Below are 22,048 nucleotides of genomic sequence, written 5' to 3'. Positions count from 1 at the left end.
AGATTAGCTAGCACTCTGGAGCGCACGCACATGCAAAAAACTAAACTGAACGAACTGCTCGAATTCCCTTGCTCGTTTACCTACAAGGTGATGGGCCTGGCGCAGCCTGAGCTGGTTGACCAGGTAGTTGAAGTGGTGCAGCGCCATGCGCCGGGCGATTACAACCCGCAGGTCAAGCCAAGCAGCAAAGGCAACTACCACTCCGTCTCCATCACCATCAATGCCACTCACATCGAGCAGGTCGAAACCCTGTACGAAGAGTTAGGCAACATTGAAATTGTTCGCATGGTGCTGTAATTCCAGCATAAACCCCTGCTTATCAACCCGGGATGGCGCAGCGTCTTCCCGGGTTGCGCATTTTTGGTCAGCGAAAGGCTGGCCGCAAGCCGGAGCGCCCGGTATAATGGCTTTACCACTTCTGTAACCTGACGATGACTCTTTTGCAACCAGACAAGATCATTTTGCGTCAGCTGGGGTTGCAGCCCTACGCGCCTGTATCCCAAGCCATGCATAACTTCACCGACAGTCGTACCGAGACTACGCCGGACGAACTGTGGCTGGTACAGCATCACCCGGTGTTCACCCAAGGCCAGGCCGGCAAAGCCGAACATGTGCTGATGCCCGGCGACATCCCGGTGGTCCAGAGCGATCGCGGCGGCCAGGTGACCTACCACGGGCCGGGTCAGCAAGTGATGTACGTGATGGTCGATCTGAAACGCAGCAAGGTCGGCGTACGTCAATTGGTCACGGCGATAGAAGATACGGTTATCAACACCCTCGCCCACTTTCGCCTCGCATCGCGCGCCCGTCCGGATGCGCCTGGCGTGTATGTGGGGGAGCAGAAAATCTGTTCGTTGGGTTTGCGGATCCGCAAAGGCAGCTCATTCCACGGCCTGGCCCTGAATGTGGCGATGGATCTCAGCCCCTTCCAACGCATCAACCCTTGCGGTTACGCCGGCATGCAGATGACGCAGGTCAGCGCGCTGGCGCCCGGCGTTGGCATTGAAGACATACACCCAATCCTGGTACAGGAATTTGTTCATTTACTCGGCTACCAGACGGTCGAGCTTCGTAACTGGAACCTGCACGATTATGAGTAAACCAATTCAGATGGAACGCGGCGTCAAATACCGCGATGCTGACAAAATGGCGCTGATCCCGGTCAAAACGGTGGTCACCGAACGGCAGGAGCTGTTGCGTAAACCCGAGTGGATGAAGATCAAACTGCCTGCCGACTCAACGCGCATTCAGGGCATCAAAGCCGCGATGCGTAAAAACGGCCTGCACTCCGTCTGTGAGGAAGCCTCGTGCCCTAACCTGTCCGAGTGTTTCAACCACGGTACCGCCACCTTTATGATCCTCGGCGCTATCTGCACCCGTCGCTGCCCGTTCTGCGACGTGGCCCACGGCCGCCCGATCGCGCCAGACGCTAACGAGCCGGAAAAGCTGGCGCAAACCATCGCCGACATGGCGCTGCGTTACGTGGTGATCACCTCGGTTGACCGCGACGACCTGCGCGACGGCGGTGCTCAGCACTTTGCCGACTGCATCTCGGCCATCCGCGCCAAGAGTCCGAACATCAAAATTGAAACGCTGGTGCCGGACTTCCGCGGCCGTATGGATCGCGCTCTGGAGATCCTCACCGCCACGCCGCCGGACGTGTTTAACCACAACCTGGAAAACGTGCCGCGCGTCTACCGCCAGGTGCGCCCGGGCGCCAACTATGAGTGGTCGCTGAAGCTGCTGGAGCGCTTTAAAGAAGCTCACCCGGATATCCCGACCAAATCCGGCCTGATGGTCGGCCTGGGCGAAACCAACGCGGAAATCGTTGAAGTGATGCGCGATCTGCGTCGCCACGGCGTGACCATGCTGACGCTGGGCCAGTACCTGCAGCCGAGCCGTCACCACCTGCCGGTGCAGCGCTACGTCAGCCCGGCCGAGTTTGACGAGATGAAAGAAGAAGCGATGGCGATGGGCTTCACCCACGCCGCCTGCGGCCCGTTCGTGCGTTCGTCTTACCACGCCGATCTGCAGGCCAAAGGGATGGAAGTGAAATAACGCGTAATAGTTTGTTACGCTAAAGACGGCGGAAACGCCAAAAAACGGATGTCCGCAAGGCATCCGTTTTTTATTGCGCGCAGTCAGACGGAATTAAACGTCTTTCTTTTCGACGCTCTGCTGAGCGGACTGGCTCTCGGCGGTGCTGTTGCCGGCGGCCGGCGGCGTGCTGTCGTCGCCCACCGCTTTTTTAAAGCCTTTCAGCGCCGCGCCAAGATCGGCGCCGAGCGTGCGCAGTTTGCTGGTGCCGAACAGTAAAATCACCAACACCGCAATCACCAGAAGTTTGGTAATGCTGATACCTTCCATACTCACCTTCTTATCATAGAGCGCTGTGTGAACAGCGAGAAAAACTGACCTTGCCTGCGAATATTTAGCGACTTTCCTTCGGCTCACACAACCGCAACATGTAACAGAGTGAGATCCGTTGCAGGAATGTCACGCAACCTCGCGGCGTGAATCCCAGACTATTCTTAGTTTATCACCCGCATGATACGCTGCCGTGATACTCATCAGGGAGATGCCGGATGTATATTGCCCCATCCATTTTCGATGCCCGAAAATCCGGCCTCAGCTTCGCCAAACGCACCTATCTGCCCCGCGTCGCCGGTCTGGGGCTCGGGTTTATCTGCGTTTGCGCCGCGCTCTATCCCTTGGCTCCGCCCGCGGCGGTCTGGCTATTGCTGGCCTTTCACGGCTTTCTCTGGCCGCATCTGGCCTATCGCCTGGCCTGCCGCGCCAAAGATCCGTTCAAAGCCGAGATCCGCAACCTCTTGATCGACTCCGCCTTCGGCGGCTTCTGGGCAGCGATGATGGCATTCAATGCCCTGCCGGCGATCGTCATCCTGTCGATGATGAGCATGAACAACATCGCTTCGGCCGGCAAAGCGCTGTTTGTCAAAGGATTGGCGATTCAATTGGCCACGGCGATGCTCACCGGCACGCTGCTCGGCTTCCCGTTTCATCCATACAGCACGCCGCTGCAAGTCTATCTGTGCCTGCCGATGATCTACCTTTATCCGACGTTGCTGGGGCTGGTGACCTACCGCACCGCCAAACGGCTGGCGGAAAAAAAACAGGAGCTGCAACGCATCAGCACCCGCGATGGGCTGACCGGCTTATATAACCGTCGCCACTGGGAACATCTTCTGCATCGCCAGTTCGATAGCTGCCGCCGCTACCAGGACAACGCCACGCTGATCCTGATGGACATCGACCGCTTCAAAACCATCAACGACACCTTCGGCCATGCGCTGGGGGATGAAGCCCTGGCGGTATTGGCGGAAGAGCTGCTGATCGGCTTGCGCAACGTGGATATCGTCGGGCGCTACGGCGGCGACGAGTTTGGCGCGGTGCTGCCGAATACTAACGCCGAACAGGCGGAAATCGTCCTGCACCGCATCCAGCAGCGGCTGGACGCGGTCAGTTTCAAGGAGGCGCCGCAGCTGCGGCTGCAGATCAGCGCAGGCATCGCTAACTACCACCCCGCGCTGGGCGGCTATCTTGACTGGCTGAAAGCGGCCGACGGTGCGCTCTATCGGGCGAAGCATAATGGCCGCAACCGGCTGGAAACGGCAGTGCCGCCAGGGGAGTAACTTACTGACTTAATAACTTGGCAAAATACTTCGGCGCTTCGACAAAGCCTTCGCGCCGGTAAAACGCATGCGCCCGCTCGCGGCGACTGTGGCAATGGACCTCTAACCGATCGCAGCCGCGACGGTGCGCCAACGCCTCGCCCTCCGCCAGCAGCCGCCGGCCTACGCCCGCGCCGCGCGCTCGGTCATCGACGCAAAAATAGCTGATGCGGCCAATGTCGCCGGCCAACGCCAGCTGCGGCAGGAAATGCAGCGACAACACGCCCAACACCTGCTCCCCGTCCGTCGCCACCAGCAGCGCCTCATCCGGATGCGCCAACAGTTGCTGCATGCGCTGCGTCAGAAACGCCTCGGTGCCGGGATAATCCAACGCCGTCATTAATTCGGCGATAGCATGGCGATCGCTCAGGCGCGCCGTTCTGATTTGCATAGGGTGACCTCGCAGAGTGTCGATACTACAAAATAGATGGCGTTAGGTGTAACATCCACCGGGTACGGCAAAAAAGGCCGTGCGGCACGCTGGAGATGACATTCCTCCCTAACCGCCTTCACAGGCTGATGATGTCTACGTAACCTCTCGGAGAGAGGCGCGTAGCGTTACGCCTGTCCCTTTCCGAGTCCCGTGAATTTCTCTGATTGAAAGGTAGTTGCCCCATGTTGAGTTCTTTACTGGCCGTATTTATCGGCGGCGGCGTCGGCAGCGTTTTGCGCTGGGCGGTAAGCATGAAAATGAATCCGCTGAATGCCCACATTCCGCTCGGTACGCTGATGGTCAATCTGATCGGTGGTTTTATCATCGGCCTGGCGATGGCGATTTTCACCCGCATGACGCATCTGGATCCCACCTGGAAATTACTGATTACCACCGGGTTCTGCGGCGGCCTGACTACCTTCTCCACCTTTTCGCTGGAGGTGGTATACCTGATGCAAGATGGCCGCTTCGGCTGGGCGCTGGCCAACATGCTGCTCAACCTGGCCGGCTCGCTGGCGATGACGCTGCTGGCCTTTATGCTGGTAATGTGGCTCAACGGGCGCTAAGCCCTTAATGTTTCCTTAATCTTGCATGCGCATAATCTCATCCAGTACTCCTGACTGGATGAGAAACCGCTATGTTTAGCCTGCCGAAAACCGCCGCCGAAGCGATTGCCATTGCGCTGTGCGTCCTGATCGTCGCCGCCTTTATCAAATCCTACCTGTTCGCTTAAGCGCCCTTACCCGCAGCACGCGTTCATCTTGCGTCTTTCCGGCCGTTTACACTACAATTGAGAATGAACGTTCACACCCAAAAATGTGAACCCGGCTCACGCGTAGCAAAGGATCGGGCAGATGCTCTCCCCCAACGACAGTAAACAGGCCAAGGTGCAGGCGCGCCGCGATCAGATCGTCGAAGCGGCGAAAATCAGTTTCCGCCGCCACGGCTTCCACGCCGCCAGCATGGCGGAGATCGCCCAAGGCTCGCAGCTCAGCGTCGGGCAAATCTATCGCTATTTCGCCAATAAAGACGCGATTATCGAAGAGATCGTCAACCGCATCATCACTAACAAGATGCAGCGGCTGGAAAACCTTGGCGATCACATCAACCTGATCGCCGGTACGTTGGCGGCGCGCACGCTGTTTCAGCAGCCGGGCGAGAGCGAAACCGATCACATGCTGATGCTGGAAGTGACCGCCGAGGCCACGCGCAACCCGGTGGTGGCCAAACTGCTCAGCGATGCGGAAGCGCGGCTGTTTCGCCACGTGTGCCACAATCTGCAGCGGCTGTATCCCCATTTCAGCGCGGAAGAGATCGCCGCGCGGGTGGAATTTATCGCCGTCATGAGCGAAGGCACCGGTTACCGTATCCTTACCACGCAAAAAGCCGATGCGTCCCTGCTGCGCGATCTGTATCAGCAGGCCATTTCTCACCTGTTCAGGAAACTCTAATCTCCCATGACCAAACACTTAGCCAGACAGCGTCTGGTGTACGCCGTCGTGCTTGGCCTGCTGGCCGCGCTGGGGCCGCTGTGCACCGATCTCTACCTGCCCGCCCTGCCGGAAATGGCGGGTGAGCTGAATACCTCCACCGCCGCCGCGCAGCTCAGCCTGACCACCGGGCTGCTCGGTCTGGGCGTCGGCCAGCTGATTTTCGGCCCTTACAGCGACAAATTGGGCCGTATGCGCCCGCTGCTGCTGTCGCTGATCCTGCTGCTGGGCGCTTCGCTGTGGTGTGCGCTGGCGCCCACCATCGACCAACTGCTGATCGCCCGCCTGCTGCAAGGCATCGCCGGTGCCGGCGGCGCGGTGATTTCCCGCGCCATTGCTCGCGATCTGTACGCCGGCCATGAGCTGACCCGTTTCTTCGCCTTGCTGATGCTGGTTAACGGCCTGGCGCCGATCGTCGCACCGGTGCTGGGCGGCGTGATGCTGCAGGTAATGAATTGGCGCGGTATCTTCGGCGTGCTGGCGGCCATCGCCGTGCTGCTGTTCAGCCTGTCGGCGCTGAAGCTGCGCGAATCCCTGCCGGTCGAGCGCCGCAGCCAGGGCGGTATCCTGGCGATGCTGATGTCGCTCGGCGGGTTGCTGACCCAGCGCTATTTCATGGGCCTGTGCCTGACACAGGGCTTCGTGATGGCCGGCATGTTCGCCTATATCGGCGCCTCGCCTTTCGTCTTGCAGCAGATCTACGGCCTCAGCCCGCAGATGTTCAGCCTATGCTTCGCCATTAACGGCGTCGGCTTGATCATTGCGGCACAGCTGGCCAGCCGTCTCAGTTCGCGTTGGGGGGAACGCCGGGTATTGAGGGGCGGGTTAACGCTGGCGGCCGTCGCGTCGCTGTTGCTGCTGTTGGCCGCCGCGCTGCATGCGCCGCTGGTCGTGTTGCTGGTGCCGCTGTTCTTCTCGGTAGCGGTGATCGGCATCGTCGGCCCGACCGCCTCTTCGCTGGCGATGCAAAGCCAGGGAGACAAAGCGGGCAGCGCCTCGGCCTTGATCGGCGTGTGCATGTTCGCCCTCGGCGCCTGCGCCGTGCCGCTCACCGGGCTGGGCGGCACCTCGGGCCTGTCGATGGCGCTGACCATCGTCGGCTGTTACGCCATCGCCATCCTGCTGTTCGGCCTGTTGGCCCGCCGCAACGACGCATAACGCGCCCAATAAAAAACCCGCTCAATGAGCGGGTTTTAAGAAATTCAGCTACGCAGCTTAGATAGCAGTAACGTTAGCGGCAGATGGGCCCTTGGCACCGTTCGTGATTTCAAATTCTACACGCTGGCCTTCAGCAAGCGTTTTGAAACCGTTGCTAACGATGGCAGAGAAGTGGACGAAAACGTCCTTGCTACCATCTTCCGGAGTAATGAAACCGAAGCCTTTGGATTCATTAAACCACTTAACGCTACCTTTAATCTTAGACATCAAACTTACCTTTAACGTGAATGAAAGACACAAAACCTGTGTCGATTACAGTACAGCAAGCAGGCAGGATTTTGTCCACCACCGCGATCACAGAAATCCGATAAAGAGTGAAAAAATCCGTGTTGTCCGGTGTAAATGGATTGCACCGGTTGCGATACGTTACCGTTCCAGGCCAAACCTCTCCCTGCGCCGGCGAACAACGAGCGAACGCCCAAACTCGCCCGCTTCCCCCAGCGTTGACGCCCCCATGCAGACGCAATCGCTATGAAATATAACCAGATGGTCTTTTTGCTTCGGCGGTCCCTGCACTAGGGTTAGGGTTTATTTCCCACTGTGAGCCAAGCCTATGACCAGCCAATTGGCAGACAAAATCATCGCCTATCGGCGTGAGCTGCACCAAAACCCGGAACTTTCCAATCACGAATTCGCCACCACCGCCCGGCTGACCCGCTGGCTGGAAGAGGCAGGCATCCGTCTGCTGCCGCTGGCGCTGAAAACCGGCGTCGTGGCGGAGATCGGCAGCGGCAAGGGGCCGATTATCGCGCTGCGCGGCGACATTGATGCCCTGCCGATCGACGAAATCGCCGACGTGCCCTTCAGCTCGCAAAACAGCGGCGTAATGCACGCCTGCGGCCACGACTTTCACACCTCGGTGATGCTCGGCGCCGCGCACCTGCTCAAAGCGCGTGAGGCCGAGCTGCCCGGCACGGTGCGCATCTTCTTCCAGCCGGCGGAAGAGACCTTCAACGGCGCCCGGCACCTGATCGACGCCGGCGCGCTGGATAACGTTGCGGCGGTATTTGGCCTGCATAACGCGCCGGAGCTGCCCACCGGCACCTTCGCCACCCGCGCCGGGCCGTTCTACGCCAACGTCGATCGCTTCCAGATCCACATCACCGGCAAAGGCGCCCACGCCGCCAAACCGGAACAGGGCGTCGATACCATCGTCACCGCCAGCCAGATCGTCGGCGCGCTGCAGACGCTGCCCAGCCGCAGCTTCAGCTCGCTGGAATCGCTGGTGGTGAGCGTGACGCGCATCGAAGGCGGCAATACCTGGAACGTGCTGCCGCAAACCGTGGAGCTGGAAGGCACGGTGCGCACCCACAGCGACGCGGTGCGCCGCCAGGTGCCTGATAAAATTCGCCAGGTGATCGACGGCGTTGCCGCCGCGCTCGGCGCGCAGGCCGAACTCCACTGGCAGCCGGGGCCGCCGGCGGTGATCAACGACGCCCATTGGGCGGCGTTCAGCAAAACCGTCGCCGCCGAGGCCGGCTACCGGGTCGAAGAGGCGGAGCTGCAAATGGGGGGTGAAGATTTCGCGCTGTATCTGCATCACGTGCCGGGCGTCTTCGTCAGCATCGGCTCCGCCAGCGAGTTCGGCCTGCATCATCCGCGTTTCAATCCCGATGAACGCGCCCTGTTCCCCGCGGCACAATATTTTACGCTGCTGGCGGAACGCACGCTGCAACAGCTCACTACCGCGCCAGAAAAAGCCCTCAGCAACGCCTGAATAACGTGAAATAGTATTTCCCCGACGCCGCAGATACCGCGCCGGGGATTATTATTTTCGCTCGCCGTGATATTTGCAGTTTTCAACATTTGAATATGCTGTTTTGTTGTTTTACATCCCGTTGCCGCTCATCAATAGTGGACACATCAGACACCGCGCGCCTTTGCGGCGCATGACAGGATAATCACGATGAGCGACAACGCGAATAATCAACGGCAATTACGGCTGGGCGCCATTCTGCACGGCGCATCGGGAAATATGTCCGCCTGGCGCCACCCGGATGCCACCGCCGACGCCAGCATCAACCTCGAATTTAATATCACCTCGGCGAAAAAAGCCGAACAGGGGAAATTCGATTTCGTCTTCGTCGCCGATGGCTTATATATCAACGAAAAATCCATTCCGCATTTTCTTAATCGTTTCGAACCGCTCACCCTGCTGGCCGCGCTGGCCGCCGCCACCGATAAAATCGGCCTGGTAGGCACCCTTTCCACCTCTTACAGCGATCCGTTCACCGTCGCCCGCCAGTTCGCCAGCCTCGACCACCTGAGCAACGGCCGCGCCGGCTGGAACGTGGTGACGTCGCCGCTGGAAGGCTCGGCCAAAAACTTCTCGCGCGCCGAACACCCGGAACACAGCCTGCGTTACCGCATCGCCGGCGAATTTCTCGACGTCGCCAAAGGGCTGTGGGATTCCTGGGAAGACGATGCCTTTGTGCGCAACAAGGCTAGCGGCGAATTCTTCCGCACCGGCAAGCTACACACCCTCAATCACCAGGGAGAGTTCTTCTCGGTGCAGGGGCCGCTGAACATCGGCCGCACGCCGCAGGGGCGCCCGATCCTGTTCCAGGCCGGCGCCTCCGAAGACGGCAAACGGCTGGCGGCTCAACACGCCGATGCGATCTTCACCCATCACGACACGCTGGAGCAGGCGCAGGATTTTTATCAGGACGTGAAGCGGCAGCTGGTGGAACAGGGGCGCGAGCCGGACGACCTGCGCATCTTCCAGGGCGTCAGCGTGATCGTCGGCGACGACGACGCGGACGTCGAGCGCCAGTACCAGGAGACCGCCCGCCTGGTCAGCATTGAGAACGCCCTCAACTATCTTGGCCGCTACTTCGAACATTACGACTTTTCCCGCCATCCGCTGGACGCGCCCTTCCCGGACATCGGCGATCTGGGGCAAAACAGCTTCCGCAGCACTACCGACGCCATCAAGCGCAACGCCCGCGAACGTAACCTCACGCTGCGCCAGGTGGCGCTGGAAGCCGCCTCGCCGCGCCCGGTGTTCAGCGGCACGCCGGAAGCGGTGGCGGACGGCCTGCAACGCTGGTTCGACGGTGAAGCCGCCGACGGTTTCATCATCAGCGGCGGTACGCCCAACGCCTTCGGCCACTTCGTCGATCGGGTGGTACCCATCCTGCAACAGCGTGGCCTGTTCCGTCAGGCGTACCACGGCGATACGCTGCGCGAGCACCTGGGCCTGAAGCGCCCGTTGAACAGATTCACCCAATAATAAGATCGTTTTCAGGGATATCCGCTATGCAGAAAACCGTTACCGCCGCCCTCGTGGCGGCCTTGCTGAGCCTGACCGGCGCCGCGCAGGCGGGCACCGGCATCGATTTACAGGCCAATGAAATCCCGATCCACGCGCCGAAAAACCCGCAGGCGATCGCCAAACTGCCGGCCGATTTCCACTTCGTGAAGCCGGGCCAATTCACCGTTGCAATCGCCGCGCTCAACACGCCGCCGCTGGCGCTGTTCGCCGCCGATAACCGGCGGCTGATCGGCAGCGAAGTGGATATCGCGCAGCTGGTGGCCGACAGCCTGGGGCTTGAATTAAACGTGGTGCAAACCTCGTGGGAAGACTGGCCGCTGGGGGTGGTTTCCGGCAAATATGACGCAGCCATCACCAACGTCACCGTCACCAAAGAGCGCAAAACCCGCTTCGACTTTGCCACCTACCGCATCGATTCGCTCGGCTTTTACGTCAAAACCGGCGGCAAGATCGCGACGATCAAACAGCCTGCCGATATCGCCGGATTAAAGATCATCGTTGGCTCCGGCACCAATCAGGAAGCAATTTTGCTGGCGTGGGACAAACAGAACCGGCAGCAGGGGCTCAAACCCTTCCAGCCGATCTACGTGACCGACGATGCGGCCGCCACGCTGGCGATCCAGTCCGGCCGCGCCGACGCCTACTTCGGGCCGAACGTGCTGGGCGCCTATAAAGCAGCGCTGAACGGCCGCACCCGGCTGGCGGGCACGGTGGAAGGCGGTTGGCCCAAGGCGGCACACATCGCCGTCACCACCCGTAAAGGCAACGGCCTGGTGCAGGCGGTGAACGAAGCGCTGAACGGCACGATCCGCGGCGGGCAGTACGATCGGGTGCTCAACCGCTGGGGCGAGAGCGTCGAACGCCTTGCGCAGTCGGAAATCAACCCGCCCGGCCTGGGCGATTAGGAGCGCGCGATGACGCAAGACACTTTCATTCAGACGCTGCCGACCGACCCACTGATCGCCCCGGTGATCGAGGGGCTGTTCGGCGAATATCGCCAGCGTTACGGCGACTATTTTGGTGACCAGGAACCGGAAGCGCTGGATCTGTACGCGCCGCCGCAAGGGGCCTTCATCGTGCTGCTGCGCGCCGGTGCGCCGATTGCCATGGGCGCCTTCAAACGCTATGACGCACAGACCGCCGAGCTGAAGCGCATCTGGACGCGAGGCGATCTGCGCCGCCAGGGCCTGGCACAGCGGGTGTTGCAGCAGTTGGAAACGCTGGCGTTGGCGCAAGGATATCGCCAGCTCTATCTGACCACCGGCTTTCGCCAGCCCGAAGCGGTGGGCCTGTATCTGAACAACGGGTATCAGCCGCAGTTCGATCCCACCGTCGACAGCGAGGTTTACAGCCGCCCGCCCTACGATGGCCGCCTGCCGTTCCGCAAAAGCCTGATTGCAGAGGATGCGTGTTGTTGCGCGTCGGAAAGGAAAATCGCCTAAGGCCCCTTTATCTGTATCAGGAGACATGACATGTCCAAACAAGAAGTCTTGAAAGTGGTGCCCGCCCGCTATCCGCTGCGGCTGATCGGCGCGCTGTTTTCGCTGTTTATTCTGGCCGCCATCGTACAATCGGTGGCGGGTAACGCGCGCTGGGAATGGGGCGTGTTCGCCGAGTGGTTCTTCGCGCCGGCGGTACTGGCGGGGCTGGGGCAAACCCTGCTGCTGACGCTGCTCGGTACGCTGTTCAGCATCCTGTTCGGCACCCTGTTGGCGCTGGCGCGCCTGTCGCGCTCCTACCTGCTGGCGTCGCTGGCCTGGGGCTATATCTGGCTGTTTCGCTCTCTGCCGCTGATCCTGGTGCTGATCATTCTGTACAACTTCTCCTATCTGTATGACGCCATCTCGCTGGGCATTCCCTTCACCTCCGTGGTGTTCGCCAGCTTTCCCACCATCGACATTCTCGGCCAGTTCGCCGTGGCGGTGCTGGGCCTGACGCTGGTGCAGTCCGCCTACACCGCCGAGATCATCCGCGGCGGCATCCTGGGCGTGGATTACGGCCAGCACGAGGCGGCGGCGGCGCTGGGCCTGCCGGGCTATCGTCGCACCTTCCGTATCATTCTGCCGCAGGCACTGCGCTCCATTATTCCGACCGGTTTCAACGAGATCATCAGCCTGGCGAAAGGCACCTCAATCGTTTACGTGCTGGCGCTGCCGGAGCTGTTTTACACCATTCAGGTTATCTATAACCGCACCCAGCAGGTGATACCGCTGCTGATGGTCGCCACCGTCTGGTACCTGTTCATCACCACCGCGCTGTCGGTGATCCAATACTATATCGAGCGCTATTTCGCCCGGGGCGCGGTGCGCGAACTGCCGCCGACGCCCTGGCAGAAACTGGCCGGCTGGCTAAAACGTTAGGAGACCCACATGTCTGAAGCCATTGATTATTATGCCTTGCCCGAGCAGCCGGTACGCAATCTCACCCCGGTGCCGGCACGCGGCCTGATCGAAATCAGCAACGTCAGCAAGTTCTTCGGCAAACACAAGGCGCTGGACGACGTCAGCCTGACGCTGCAGCCGGGCACAGTGACCGTGATCCTCGGCCCTTCCGGCTCCGGCAAATCGACGCTGCTGCGGGCGATCAACCACCTGGAGCGCGTCGACGAGGGCTTTATCCGCATCGACGGCGACTACGTCGGCTACCGCCGCAAGGGCAACCGGCTGTACGAGCTGAAGGAAAAGGCCATCCTCCGGCAGCGCATCAACGTCGGCTATGTGTTCCAAAATTTCAACCTGTTCCCGCACCTGACGGTGCTGGAAAACATCATCGAAGCGCCGGTGGTGCACAAAATTCACTCCCGCGAGCGGGCGAAGGCGGTCGCCTATGAGCTGCTGGATACCGTCGGGCTGCGCCACAAGGCGGATGCCTACCCGCGCCACCTATCCGGCGGCCAACAACAACGCATCGCCATCGCGCGCGCGCTGGCGCTGAACCCGAAGGTAATCCTGTTCGATGAACCGACCTCCGCGCTCGATCCCGAGCTGGTCGGCGAAGTGCTGGACGTGATTAAGGGGTTGGCGGATCTGGGCGTCACGCTGGTGGTGGTCACGCATGAAATCGGCTTTGCGCGCGAAGCGGCGGATCGGGTGGTGTTTATGGTCGACGGGCAGATCGTCGAACAGGGCGACGCCAGGCAGGTGCTGTCCCAACCGCAGCATCCGCGCACCGTTAACTTCCTCAACAAAGTGCTGTGATCGTCGGGGCGCCGCGGCGCCCCGCACCTGAGCCGCTTATAGGCCGGCAAAACGCCGCTTCTCGGCGGCGAAATCCAGCGGGCGGATCCCCTGCTGGTTTTTATCCTCGTCGGTCAGCAACGCCGGCGGAATAAACCAGGTCACCTCGAACAGCAGTCCGTCCGGATCGTGACCATAAATGCTTTTGTGCACGCCATGATCCTCTTCCAGCCCGAGAATACCGCGTTCGGCCAACAGGTGACGAATGCGCTCCAGCTCTTCCAGACTGTCCACCTCCCAGGCCAGATGGTACAGCCCGGCCGGTGGCTCATGCTCCGCCGGCGGCTCGTTGTTGGCGCGAAACACCCCGGCGCGCTGCTGGCCCAGATTCTTGCTGAACAGCGCCAAATCGTGATCGTTTTCCGAATCGGCGGCCTGGGTAAATACCGCGCGATCGGGGCTGTCGGACGGCTTCAGCTTGAAGCCCAAGACCTGATGATAAAAGTCGGCGCTCTGCCGCACATCGCTGACATACAGCACGGCGTGATTGAGACGTTTGATGCCCATCGATATTCCTTTTTCGCATTGAATGAAGTCAGCATGAACATAGCATGTGGCCAGGAAGCCGCTAAATGCCGTTATCGCATGACTAAATGCCGCCCGCGCAATCTGTCGCTGCAAGGCATTCCGCGCTATCATAAGCGCTGTATTGAACCCTTTTGTGAGAATAGCGATGAACGGCAAGATAACGACTTTTTTTGAAGACAAAGGCTTCGGCTTTATTACCGACGAGAACGGAGAAAATCGTTATTTTCACGTGATTAAAGTGCAGAACCCGGAGCTGATTAAGAAAAACGCGGCGGTCACCTTCGAGCCAACCAACAACACCAAAGGCCCGTCGGCTTATGCGGTAAAAGTGTTGGCGCCCAGCAAATACATCATCATCGCCAATGAAAGAATCAAGATCACCAGCATCAAGTCTTTTAATACCTTCACCAAGGAAGTGCCGGTCAAAGCCGACGTGGATAAAGAGAACACCGTGCTGTCGGTTGGCCTGCTGATGAACCGCATTCGCCCACAGTCCGAAGATCAGGCGCAGACCATGCAAACGCTGCGCATGCTGACCATTACCACCTTCCAGAACACCACCCATACCTTCTCCGAGCACGAGATCGATATGGATGAAACCATCAAGGCGCTGAAAAGCCTGTAAGTATCTGCGTACGGAAAATAACCAACGAAATTTGTCGTTGCCTGTGTTAGCGTGAGTTTTCACCTGACACAGGCCATTGATATGTCCGATTCCAGCAGCGTCAAAGGTTTTATCAACCGCTCCACCCAAATCGTCTGCCCTAAATGCGGCTATGTTACCCGGCAAAAATGCGCAGCAATGCTGCAAGATGTGATACTGATTTGCCCTAATTGCGAAACCCGCTTCGAGCCCAGGCAAGGCTGAAAACGGTTAACGGAACAGGATATGCTCGACGCTGTTGCCGTTGATCACGTTGAACGACTCCACCCGATTACGCCCCTGCGATTTGGCGCGATACAGCGCGATATCCGCCATATTCATCAGCTGTTCCAACGATTTCACCTCATTCATCGCCAGGCTGGCAACGCCGACGCTGATGGTGATTTTCAACGTCTGCTTGCCTTCCGCCTGCAGCTCCGTCTGCTCCACCAGCCGGCGCAAATGTTCCCCCAGCGCCACGCCCTGCGCCGCCAGCGCGCGCGGCAGCATGATAGCAAACTCTTCCCCGCCCAAGCGGCCGAACAGCTGATCGTGACGCAGCTCGCGCCGCACGATGTGCGCGAACGACGCCAAAACCTGATCGCCGGCGCTGTGGCCGTGCGTATCGTTGATCTGCTTGAAATGATCAATGTCGATCAGCAGCAGCGACACCGCCTCTTTGGAACGGTGTTTATGCTCCAGCAACTCGCCCGCTTTGCGGGTCATCGCGCTGCGCGCCAGCACCCCGGTCAGAAAATCGTGGTTGGCACTGTGCTCCAGACGTCGCATCAGCTTTCGGTTGGCGGCGATGGAGCTGGCGAGGATCAGCGGCCCCATCACCAGCATGGCGATGCCCAATCGGGCGGACATCAGGGTATCGAGGAAGGCGTTGTGGTTGTTCGGCGTTTCATAAAGCACCAGGTTGGCAGAAATGCTGCTGATCTCGGTCATGCCGGTCAACAGCGTCAGCAACGTCACGGGGAACAGCGGGTAGCGTACCGCGCACCACAGCAGCGCCGGGATCGGGAAGGCGATGGCGCCCGGCCCGCCGATATAGACGCTGAACGCCAGCGACAGCAGCAACGCCAGCAACGGCAGGCAGCCTTTCAGGCGCCAACGTACCTGCATGCGCAGCAGTTGCTTCAGCCGCGGCGCCGCCATCAGCACCGGCAACAGCAGCAAGGTCGTCGAGAATTGCTCACTGAACCAAGCCAGCCAGGCGATCACCACCGTGTTGTTATAGAGGCTATCATTACGCAGCACCGACAGCGTCGACGCCACCGCCGCGCCGGCCAAACTGGCGCTGAACATATAGAGTATCGCCTGGGGCTTGCCCATGCGCCGTTGAGATTGTGGCAGCATCAGCATGATGCCGTAACCGACGGCGATCAGCGACATGTTGCAGGCGTTCAGCCACAGCGCCAGAGACCAACCTTCGCCGGTGCTGAGATCGGCGGCGACCATGCCCAGATAGGTGGTAAGCCAGCCGAGCGGCGTGCCGTAAATGGGTTTGCGCAGCAGCAGACCGAGCAGAATCGCATTCACCGGCCAAAATAAGGAAAGCGAGCCAATCGGCCGGCTAAGAATACCCACCAGGGAAAGCAAAAAAGCCAGCATGAAAAGATTGATCAGCTGAACCGTTAGCGGCAGGCCATGCCTGGCGTTTATTCTGGCGTTCATCGCCTTGCCCATATTTTGCTAATAACCAGAATAATAATGTGCATACTCTCTCGCCCGGCCAGTGAGGGATAGTCAACCCGGATTTCAACCAAAAAAGCCAGACAAATCAATAATAAAAAACGTTAACATTTAATTAACAGACTTTTCTTAGCCCCGTTCGGCTGCGGCGGGCACACCCGCGTAGCGTCAGCAAATAATGGCTACTCTGCTGTCAGCATAGCGCATAGCGTAATAGGTCGCCGACGGCGTCAATTACATTAATAAGCTTGTGGTTATTGGTCGTTGAATGATGTTTGAATAACTGCGCGATTATTTTCCTGCAACTGGGCCGCCCGTGCAATAACAACCCAAAAAAAGCCCGCATGAAGCGGGCTTGCTTGAACAACAGCAAATCGACAGTTACAACACGGCCATGCCTTGCATGCCCGTGTTGCCACGCAGTATAGCGGTGAAAGCTTAAGCAGACCTTAGCAACAAAAAACCCGGCCTAGGAACCGGGAATATTTGTACGAAATGCAGTGTTAGCCCAAGCAGGCTAATAACATTTCGCAGCCTACACGCCAATTGTGCAGAGAAAATGAACGCGGCATCCGTTCAACCGCACCGCCACCCCATCTACACGGTAAGGCCTTACGCCAGTTTGGCGGCAAAGCCCGCTACGCGCTGGCCATAGAGCTTGGCGGTCGCCAGATCGCCCGACAGCATCTCATCCACGCCGGCATCCGCCGGGGTCTGCACCAGCAGCCCCACCGAACCGCCCAGGTTATTGACGTCGGTACGCTGCGCCGATTTGGTGTTGGCCGGCAGCAGCCCCAGACTGACCCACAGGCCGCCATGTTGCGAAGCCAGCGTCTGCAGCGCGATCAACGTGACCTGCTTGTCGCCGTTCAGGCTGGCGCTGTTGGTAAAGCCGCCGAACACTTTGTCCTGCCACTTGCGGCCGAACCAGGCTTTGGAGCTCGCGTCGGCGAATTTCTTGAACTGCCAGGACGGGCCGCCCATATAGGTCGGCGAGCCAAAGATGATGGCGTCCGCCTCATCCAACGTCTGCCAGGCTTCGTCGCTGATGTCACCGTTCTGATCGATGGCGATCAGTTCCGCCCCCGCACCTTCCGCCACGACTTTCGCCAAACGCTCGGTATGGCCGTAGCCGGAATGAAACACCACTACTGTCTTCGCCATAGAAATTCTCCACTCATTGCACAAAGGCACCGACGGCGCCCCCTCTCGCGTTCAATCTAATCAAGCGCGCAGCGGCTGAATACCGAATAAAACTGACGGTGTTATTCAAAAAAATCGCGTTACGCACCGCCGGGTATGCGCAGATAAAAAAAATCCCGCACAAGGCGGGATAAACTTAACAGGGATGGGGTAATACACTACAGGGAATGGATAACACACAACATCATCGGGTAGAGCTACAGTACCAATCCCAATGTATAGAACTGTCATCCCCGCGTAAGTTTGCTCGGCCAGATGTAACGCCGAATGGGAAATATGACATTTTGCTCAACGCACCACGAACAGGCGCGATTCGAAACCGCCGCTTTTGAAGGTGCCGGTATTGACCCATCCCGGCGGCGAACGGCCGAAGTCCTGATTGAAATCGCCGCTGCTGACCAGCCAGATCCGGCGATGGCCTTTCGCTAACGCGCTGAGATTATCGACGTAAGTCTGCGCCGCCCGATCGTGGAAAAAGGTGCCGAAACCATAGGCATTGGGCTTGCCCGAAATGCCGTTGGGCCTGGCCGGGGTATACAGCAGGGCGCGATAGCCCTGCTTGTTGTAATACACGTAGCTCAGGTAGTTGAACATGTTGCTGACCACCACCGCATCGTTAGGCTGATAGTGGCTGTTGATATAGTGCACCATCACCTTGAACTCATCTTTCTCGACCGGGTAGTCGTTACGCACGCCGCAGCCGAACAGCAGGCTGAAAAACAACAGCAAAGAGATCCCGCGCACCCGGCTTTTCGTTCCGGCGATCAGCACGCCCAACACCAGCGGAATGCCGAGCGCAGCAGAATAGAGATAGCGATCGACAAACAGCGGCGTGCGCCAGGAAATGGCGAATACCAGCGTCACCGGGATCAGAATGCCACCGAGCAGCAGCAGCGAGAATGTCCTTGGCATCGCGCGCCGTTTCAGCAGCAGCGCGCACAACGCGACAAACATCGCCGGCAGCAGCCAGAGAATGATCGTGGGATAGTTGCTGCCGTCGTGGCCGGTGAGAAAACGCCAATACATTGCCGGCAGATCGCCCCAGGAAACCTGAGGGATCCAACCGACGTCGCCGCCAACCCGCAGCTCGGCGATATGTGCCAGCAGATTGAACAGCACCAGCAGCCAGGGAATGTAAGCCACCCCGATCGCCACATTGGCCAGCCACCACGCCGGGTGCTTGATGTAACGTACGCCTTCGCGGCGGCACGACAGCGCCAGCACCACCAGCCAGTGGGCGATCAGCGTGAAAATGGTGAAGTAATGGGTATAAAAGCTCAGCGTCATCAACAGCGCATACAGCGCCAGATAGCGGCGGTTATCCGGCGTTTTCAGCCACTTCGCCAACGCCATGGCGGCGGCGATCGCCAGCATCCCCATCAGCGCGTACATGCGCGCCTCCTGGCTGTAACGCACCGCCATCGGCATGATTGCCATCAGCCACCCCGCTATCAGCGCCGCCCGCTCATTGGTCAACCAACGGGTAAAACGCATCGCCAGCGCCACCGTCATTACGCCGAACACCAGGCTCAGCGAGCGGGCCGCCATGATGCCGTCGCCAAACAGCGCCATCCAGCCATGCAGCAACAGGTAATAAAGCGGCGGGTGAACATCGAAAGAAGCGTGGTACAGCAAAGCGCCCACGTCATAGCGGCTGGTCAGTACGCTGGAGGCTTCATCGCACCAAAAATACCGATCTGATAAGGAAATAAATCGCACGATCGCCGAAAACGCCACGATCGCCAACGCGTAATGTTTGTAACCGATGCCCTTTAAGCCGTTGTTGCTCAAAGAAACATTCGATACCTGCTGCAGTGACATAACGGCATTCCGCCCAAGAGAACCACACCGTGTGGAGACGCAGCGTCATCATTGCCGACGGCGGGTAAATGGCGGGTAAATCAGTGCGAAAAAGTCGGTGCAATCACCGCGGCGCCGCACGGCCCTCAGCGGATTTCAACGCTGATATCCGGGTAGGCTTTCTCCCCGTCGCTGAGGTAATGCCCCAACGCCCGGTAAGCCATGACGTACAGCACGGCGGCGGCGCACAGGCACAGCAAGGTCACGAGCAGGAATCTGGATTTGCGCACGATAGGCTCCATGGGGAAATTTTCGCCTATTGTAGCGCGGCAAAATAAACGAAAGTTCAATTGCCGGCGGGTCAAGCGCCTCGCACTCACTCGGCGAGGCGGCTTCATCTCATTTCTTCAACATGTAGATAAACGAATCGACGGTTTCGCCGCCGGCGGTGGAGACGCTGACCGCCACCCGTTCATACCCCTCACCTTCGAACGCATCGATAGTCGGCCAGTGGTTGACGAGATTAGCTGAACGGAACAGAAAACCGTTCACGCGATTGCCGCTGTTATCCAACACGATGCCTGGGTAGCCCATCTCGGCGCCCCAGCCTTCGTTAAGCAGCGATCCGCCGACACTGCCTTCTTCCCAGCTGCCGCCGATGGCTTCCATAATGTGCGCGTTGGGTCTGCCCGGCCCCAGGGTGCCGTAAACGAATAAGCTTTGCATGTTGCTCTCTGCCACTGACTAAAAGTTAGCGAACGAACATAGCATGGCGCTCAATGGCGAGCCAACGAGAGTATGGATTACGCAGTCGAATTTTTGAGGGAACAAGTCGGGGGGAAGAAAATCAAGGAAGTAATGGCACGCCCTATAGGATTCGAACCTATGACCTACGGCTTAGAAGGCCGTTGCTCTATCCAACTGAGCTAAGGGCGCATTGAGATGCGGCAACCTGTGGTTGCGGGTTGCGATTATACGGTCAGAGGTTAGCGAGTCAATGCCTTTTCATGACGTTACGGCGGCGACGGCGCTTTATGGCGTTTTTTCCGCCAGCGCCCGCGCTATGTTACGGTGCGCCAGGCCGACCGCGGTATCGCCTGGTGTGCGCTCAGCCTCTTGCCGCCCACCGCCCCGCCGCAGACAAAGGCGCGTAGACTGTACCACTGCGGCAATATCCCCCCAATCGGCATGCTCAACCACCTGCATATTGCAGGTCGCTTCCCCCTTTCCCCCAATGCGGAGTCAGGGCGTGCGCTGTTTAAGGATGCCTGGCTCCACGGCGCCCAAGCCAGCAATAGCGCGCAACCTCCCCATGCGCTGCCGTTCATGCGCACAGCTTCCGCCACAGCGCGCTCAGGCGCGCCCGCCACGACGGCGCTGCCTGGTGCTGGCCGAGCTGATGCAGCGCGGTGAGTTGCGCACTGCCCGCCGGATGCCGTGAAGAATCGAACACCGTCTCCCCTACGTGTTTAGGCTCCGCCGGTTGCTGATCAGGTTGATGATGCAACGGATAAAGCCGGGTTATCGCTCTCATGATCCTGCCCTCTTTCGCCCTGTGTATGGCCCCAGCGTATGCAAATGCAGGTAAAAATGGCGTAGAGGATCCTGAGGCCGATATAAAAAAAGCGTAAATCGCCGTCGGCAACGGCGGCGAGGGTGATTCTGCGCCTGACAGCGCGCTCAGCTTCTGCCAGAATAGCGGCATCCCCGCTTTTCTTAATTGATGGATTTCCACACTGATGTCAGCAAAGATTATTGATGGTAAAACGATTGCGCAGCAGGTTAGAAACGAAGTGGCTGAGCAAGTGAAACAACGTCTGGCGGCCGGCAAGCGCGCCCCAGGGCTGGCGGTTGTGTTGGTCGGCGAGAATCCGGCTTCGCAAATTTACGTCGCCAGCAAGCGCCGCGCCTGCGATGAAGTCGGCTTCCTTTCCCGCTCCTACGACCTGCCCGCTGCCACCAGTGAAGCCGAGCTGCTGGCGTTGATCGACCAGCTGAACGCCGACGCAGAAATCGACGGCATTCTGGTGCAGCTGCCGCTGCCGGCCGGCATCGATAACGTCAAGGTGCTGGAACGCATCCACCCGGACAAAGACGTCGACGGCTTCCACCCGTACAACGTCGGCCGCCTGTGCCAGCGCGCGCCTAAGCTGCGCCCGTGCACGCCGCGCGGCATCGTTACCCTACTGGAGCGTTATAACATCGATACCTACGGCCTGAATGCCGTGGTGGTCGGCGCGTCCAACATCGTCGGCCGCCCGATGAGCATGGAGCTGCTGCTGGCCGGCTGCACCACCACCGTCACCCACCGCTTCACCAAGAATCTGCGTCATCACGTCGAGAACGCCGATCTGCTGGTGGTGGCGGTCGGCAAGCCGGGCTTCATTCCGGGCGACTGGATCAAACCGGGCGCCATCGTGGTGGACGTCGGCATCAACCGCTTGGAAAGCGGTAAAGTGGTGGGCGACGTCGATTTCGACGCCGCCAGCGAGCGCGCCGCCTACATCACCCCGGTGCCGGGTGGCGTTGGCCCGATGACCGTTGCTACACTGATCCAAAATACCTTGCAGGCCTGCGAGGAATATCACGACGTTCAACCTAAATAAGTAAGGCAGTATGGAAATTTTCAATCTGGACAATCATCCCCACGTCGAACTGTGCGATCTGCTGAAGTTCCAGGGCTGGTGTGAAAGCGGCGGCGCCGCCAAAGAAGTGATCGCTGAAGGGCAGGTGAAAGTCGACGGCAAGGTCGAAACCCGCAAGCGCTGCAAGATCGTCGCCGATCAGGTGGTGGAGTTCAACGGCGGCAAGGTCATGGTTAAACCCTAACCCG

The 22,048-nt window shown here is 59.3% G+C and carries 27 protein-coding genes, 1 tRNA gene and 1 riboswitch; of the genes, 17 read left to right on the top strand and 11 right to left on the bottom strand.

Going from position 1 to position 22,048, the window contains the following annotated elements; genetic code table 11:
- Positions 1-30 precede the first annotated feature (30 nt).
- The 3 genes from ybeD (at position 31) to lipA (ending at position 2,058) form a co-directional block, all read left to right on the top strand.
- Positions 31-297, top strand: coding sequence for a DUF493 family protein YbeD (gene ybeD / locus ACMGGW_RS04075; RefSeq protein WP_004940012.1), 267 nt, complete (start codon positions 31-33; stop codon positions 295-297).
- Positions 298-431: 134 nt separating this feature from the next.
- Positions 432-1,100: a lipoyl(octanoyl) transferase LipB gene (gene lipB / locus ACMGGW_RS04070; RefSeq protein WP_025301836.1), complete on the top strand. Its 669-nt coding sequence runs from the start codon at positions 432-434 to the stop codon at positions 1,098-1,100.
- Complete coding sequence (gene lipA, locus ACMGGW_RS04065) at positions 1,093-2,058, top strand: lipoyl synthase (RefSeq protein ID WP_025301835.1); 966 nt, start codon at positions 1,093-1,095, stop codon at positions 2,056-2,058. Before lipB ends, lipA begins: the two co-directional genes overlap by 8 nt.
- A 93-nt stretch (positions 2,059-2,151) precedes the next feature.
- Here lipA and tatA read toward each other — a convergent pair whose 3' ends face one another.
- A complete protein-coding gene (tatA, locus tag ACMGGW_RS04060) occupies positions 2,152-2,367 on the bottom strand; it encodes a Sec-independent protein translocase subunit TatA (RefSeq protein WP_025301834.1) in 216 nt (71 codons plus the stop codon).
- 218 nt (positions 2,368-2,585) lie between these two features.
- Here tatA and ACMGGW_RS04055 point away from each other — a divergent pair, with 218 nt between their 5' ends.
- Positions 2,586-3,653: a diguanylate cyclase gene (locus tag ACMGGW_RS04055; protein WP_025301833.1), complete on the top strand. Its 1,068-nt coding sequence runs from the start codon at positions 2,586-2,588 to the stop codon at positions 3,651-3,653.
- 1 nt (position 3,654) lies between these two features.
- On the opposite strand, the gene ACMGGW_RS04050 is transcribed toward ACMGGW_RS04055, so the two are convergent.
- Complete coding sequence (locus ACMGGW_RS04050; protein WP_025301832.1) at positions 3,655-4,083, bottom strand: GNAT family N-acetyltransferase; 429 nt, start codon at positions 4,081-4,083, stop codon at positions 3,655-3,657.
- Between the two features lie 82 nt (positions 4,084-4,165).
- Positions 4,166-4,228: riboswitch (Fluoride riboswitch) on the top strand.
- A gap of 79 nt (positions 4,229-4,307) precedes the next feature.
- On the opposite strand from ACMGGW_RS04050, the gene crcB reads away from it, so the two are divergent.
- The 3 genes from crcB (at position 4,308) to ACMGGW_RS04035 (ending at position 6,773) form a co-directional block, all read left to right on the top strand.
- On the top strand, positions 4,308-4,691 hold the full coding sequence (gene crcB, locus ACMGGW_RS04045; RefSeq protein ID WP_016928782.1) for a fluoride efflux transporter CrcB: 384 nt from the start codon (positions 4,308-4,310) through the stop codon (positions 4,689-4,691).
- A 288-nt stretch (positions 4,692-4,979) separates the two neighbouring features.
- Entirely contained in the window at positions 4,980-5,576 is a 597-nt protein-coding gene (locus tag ACMGGW_RS04040; RefSeq protein WP_025301831.1) for a TetR/AcrR family transcriptional regulator, read from the top strand.
- A gap of 6 nt (positions 5,577-5,582) precedes the next feature.
- Positions 5,583-6,773, top strand: a complete 1,191-nt coding sequence (locus ACMGGW_RS04035; protein WP_025301830.1) for a multidrug effflux MFS transporter — start codon at positions 5,583-5,585, stop codon at positions 6,771-6,773.
- 57 nt (positions 6,774-6,830) lie between these two features.
- Here ACMGGW_RS04035 and cspE read toward each other — a convergent pair whose 3' ends face one another.
- Positions 6,831-7,040 carry a transcription antiterminator/RNA stability regulator CspE gene (gene cspE, locus ACMGGW_RS04030; RefSeq protein ID WP_004940030.1) on the bottom strand — a complete coding sequence of 70 codons (210 nt, stop codon included), beginning with the start codon at positions 7,038-7,040 and terminating at the stop codon, positions 6,831-6,833.
- A gap of 346 nt (positions 7,041-7,386) precedes the next feature.
- On the opposite strand from cspE, the gene ACMGGW_RS04025 reads away from it, so the two are divergent.
- From ACMGGW_RS04025 to ACMGGW_RS04000, 6 genes are all read left to right on the top strand, one after another.
- The gene (locus tag ACMGGW_RS04025; protein ID WP_025301829.1) at positions 7,387-8,550 is read left to right on the top strand and encodes a M20 peptidase aminoacylase family protein; all 1,164 of its coding nucleotides are present in this window, start codon (positions 7,387-7,389) and stop codon (positions 8,548-8,550) included.
- Positions 8,551-8,739: 189 nt separating this feature from the next.
- Positions 8,740-10,065 (top strand): LLM class flavin-dependent oxidoreductase, encoded by a 1,326-nt coding sequence (locus ACMGGW_RS04020; protein WP_025301828.1) that lies wholly within the window; start codon positions 8,740-8,742, stop codon positions 10,063-10,065.
- Positions 10,066-10,091: 26 nt separating this feature from the next.
- A complete protein-coding gene (locus ACMGGW_RS04015; protein ID WP_025301827.1) occupies positions 10,092-11,012 on the top strand; it encodes an ABC transporter substrate-binding protein in 921 nt (306 codons plus the stop codon).
- Positions 11,013-11,021: 9 nt separating this feature from the next.
- Positions 11,022-11,549, top strand: a complete 528-nt coding sequence (locus ACMGGW_RS04010; protein WP_025301826.1) for a GNAT family N-acetyltransferase — start codon at positions 11,022-11,024, stop codon at positions 11,547-11,549.
- 30 nt (positions 11,550-11,579) lie between these two features.
- Positions 11,580-12,467, top strand: coding sequence for an amino acid ABC transporter permease (locus tag ACMGGW_RS04005; protein WP_019454099.1), 888 nt, complete (start codon positions 11,580-11,582; stop codon positions 12,465-12,467).
- 9 nt (positions 12,468-12,476) lie between these two features.
- Complete coding sequence (locus tag ACMGGW_RS04000) at positions 12,477-13,304, top strand: amino acid ABC transporter ATP-binding protein (protein ID WP_025301825.1); 828 nt, start codon at positions 12,477-12,479, stop codon at positions 13,302-13,304.
- A gap of 36 nt (positions 13,305-13,340) precedes the next feature.
- Here the strand turns inward: ACMGGW_RS04000 and ACMGGW_RS03995 are convergent, their stop codons facing one another.
- The gene (locus ACMGGW_RS03995) at positions 13,341-13,850 is read right to left on the bottom strand and encodes a VOC family protein (protein ID WP_025301824.1); all 510 of its coding nucleotides are present in this window, start codon (positions 13,848-13,850) and stop codon (positions 13,341-13,343) included.
- A gap of 166 nt (positions 13,851-14,016) precedes the next feature.
- On the opposite strand from ACMGGW_RS03995, the gene ACMGGW_RS03990 reads away from it, so the two are divergent.
- Positions 14,017-14,496 carry a cold-shock protein gene (locus ACMGGW_RS03990; RefSeq protein ID WP_025301823.1) on the top strand — a complete coding sequence of 160 codons (480 nt, stop codon included), beginning with the start codon at positions 14,017-14,019 and terminating at the stop codon, positions 14,494-14,496.
- An 81-nt stretch (positions 14,497-14,577) separates the two neighbouring features.
- Complete coding sequence (locus ACMGGW_RS03985; RefSeq protein ID WP_015376921.1) at positions 14,578-14,739, top strand: YnfU family zinc-binding protein; 162 nt, start codon at positions 14,578-14,580, stop codon at positions 14,737-14,739.
- A gap of 6 nt (positions 14,740-14,745) precedes the next feature.
- On the opposite strand, the gene ACMGGW_RS03980 is transcribed toward ACMGGW_RS03985, so the two are convergent.
- From ACMGGW_RS03980 to ACMGGW_RS03950, 7 genes are all read right to left on the bottom strand, one after another.
- Positions 14,746-16,194, bottom strand: coding sequence for a GGDEF domain-containing protein (locus ACMGGW_RS03980; protein ID WP_038628979.1), 1,449 nt, complete (start codon positions 16,192-16,194; stop codon positions 14,746-14,748).
- 630 nt (positions 16,195-16,824) lie between these two features.
- Positions 16,825-17,376: a flavodoxin family protein gene (locus ACMGGW_RS03975; RefSeq protein ID WP_004940045.1), complete on the bottom strand. Its 552-nt coding sequence runs from the start codon at positions 17,374-17,376 to the stop codon at positions 16,825-16,827.
- A gap of 327 nt (positions 17,377-17,703) precedes the next feature.
- A complete protein-coding gene (locus ACMGGW_RS03970; RefSeq protein WP_025301821.1) occupies positions 17,704-19,236 on the bottom strand; it encodes a glycosyltransferase family 39 protein in 1,533 nt (510 codons plus the stop codon).
- 125 nt (positions 19,237-19,361) lie between these two features.
- Positions 19,362-19,505 carry a hypothetical protein gene (locus tag ACMGGW_RS03965; RefSeq protein ID WP_016928795.1) on the bottom strand — a complete coding sequence of 48 codons (144 nt, stop codon included), beginning with the start codon at positions 19,503-19,505 and terminating at the stop codon, positions 19,362-19,364.
- Positions 19,506-19,614: 109 nt separating this feature from the next.
- A complete protein-coding gene (locus tag ACMGGW_RS03960) occupies positions 19,615-19,941 on the bottom strand; it encodes a gamma-glutamylcyclotransferase family protein (protein WP_025301820.1) in 327 nt (108 codons plus the stop codon).
- A 133-nt stretch (positions 19,942-20,074) separates the two neighbouring features.
- Positions 20,075-20,151 (bottom strand) — tRNA-Arg (locus tag ACMGGW_RS03955).
- Between the two features lie 388 nt (positions 20,152-20,539).
- On the bottom strand, positions 20,540-20,749 hold the full coding sequence (locus ACMGGW_RS03950; protein ID WP_025301819.1) for a hypothetical protein: 210 nt from the start codon (positions 20,747-20,749) through the stop codon (positions 20,540-20,542).
- Between the two features lie 205 nt (positions 20,750-20,954).
- On the opposite strand from ACMGGW_RS03950, the gene folD reads away from it, so the two are divergent.
- The gene (folD, locus tag ACMGGW_RS03945) at positions 20,955-21,821 is read left to right on the top strand and encodes a bifunctional methylenetetrahydrofolate dehydrogenase/methenyltetrahydrofolate cyclohydrolase FolD (protein WP_016928798.1); all 867 of its coding nucleotides are present in this window, start codon (positions 20,955-20,957) and stop codon (positions 21,819-21,821) included.
- A gap of 10 nt (positions 21,822-21,831) precedes the next feature.
- Positions 21,832-22,044 carry a ribosome-associated protein YbcJ gene (gene ybcJ / locus ACMGGW_RS03940; RefSeq protein WP_033637394.1) on the top strand — a complete coding sequence of 71 codons (213 nt, stop codon included), beginning with the start codon at positions 21,832-21,834 and terminating at the stop codon, positions 22,042-22,044.
- Positions 22,045-22,048 lie beyond the last annotated feature (4 nt).

It is taken from the genome of Serratia sp. BNK-4, from assembly GCF_048685115.1.
Taxonomy (GTDB): Bacteria; Pseudomonadota; Gammaproteobacteria; order Enterobacterales; family Enterobacteriaceae; genus Serratia; species Serratia bockelmannii.
The sequence above is the reverse complement of the archived record's forward strand: the minus strand, read 5'-3'. Positions and strand labels throughout refer to the sequence as shown.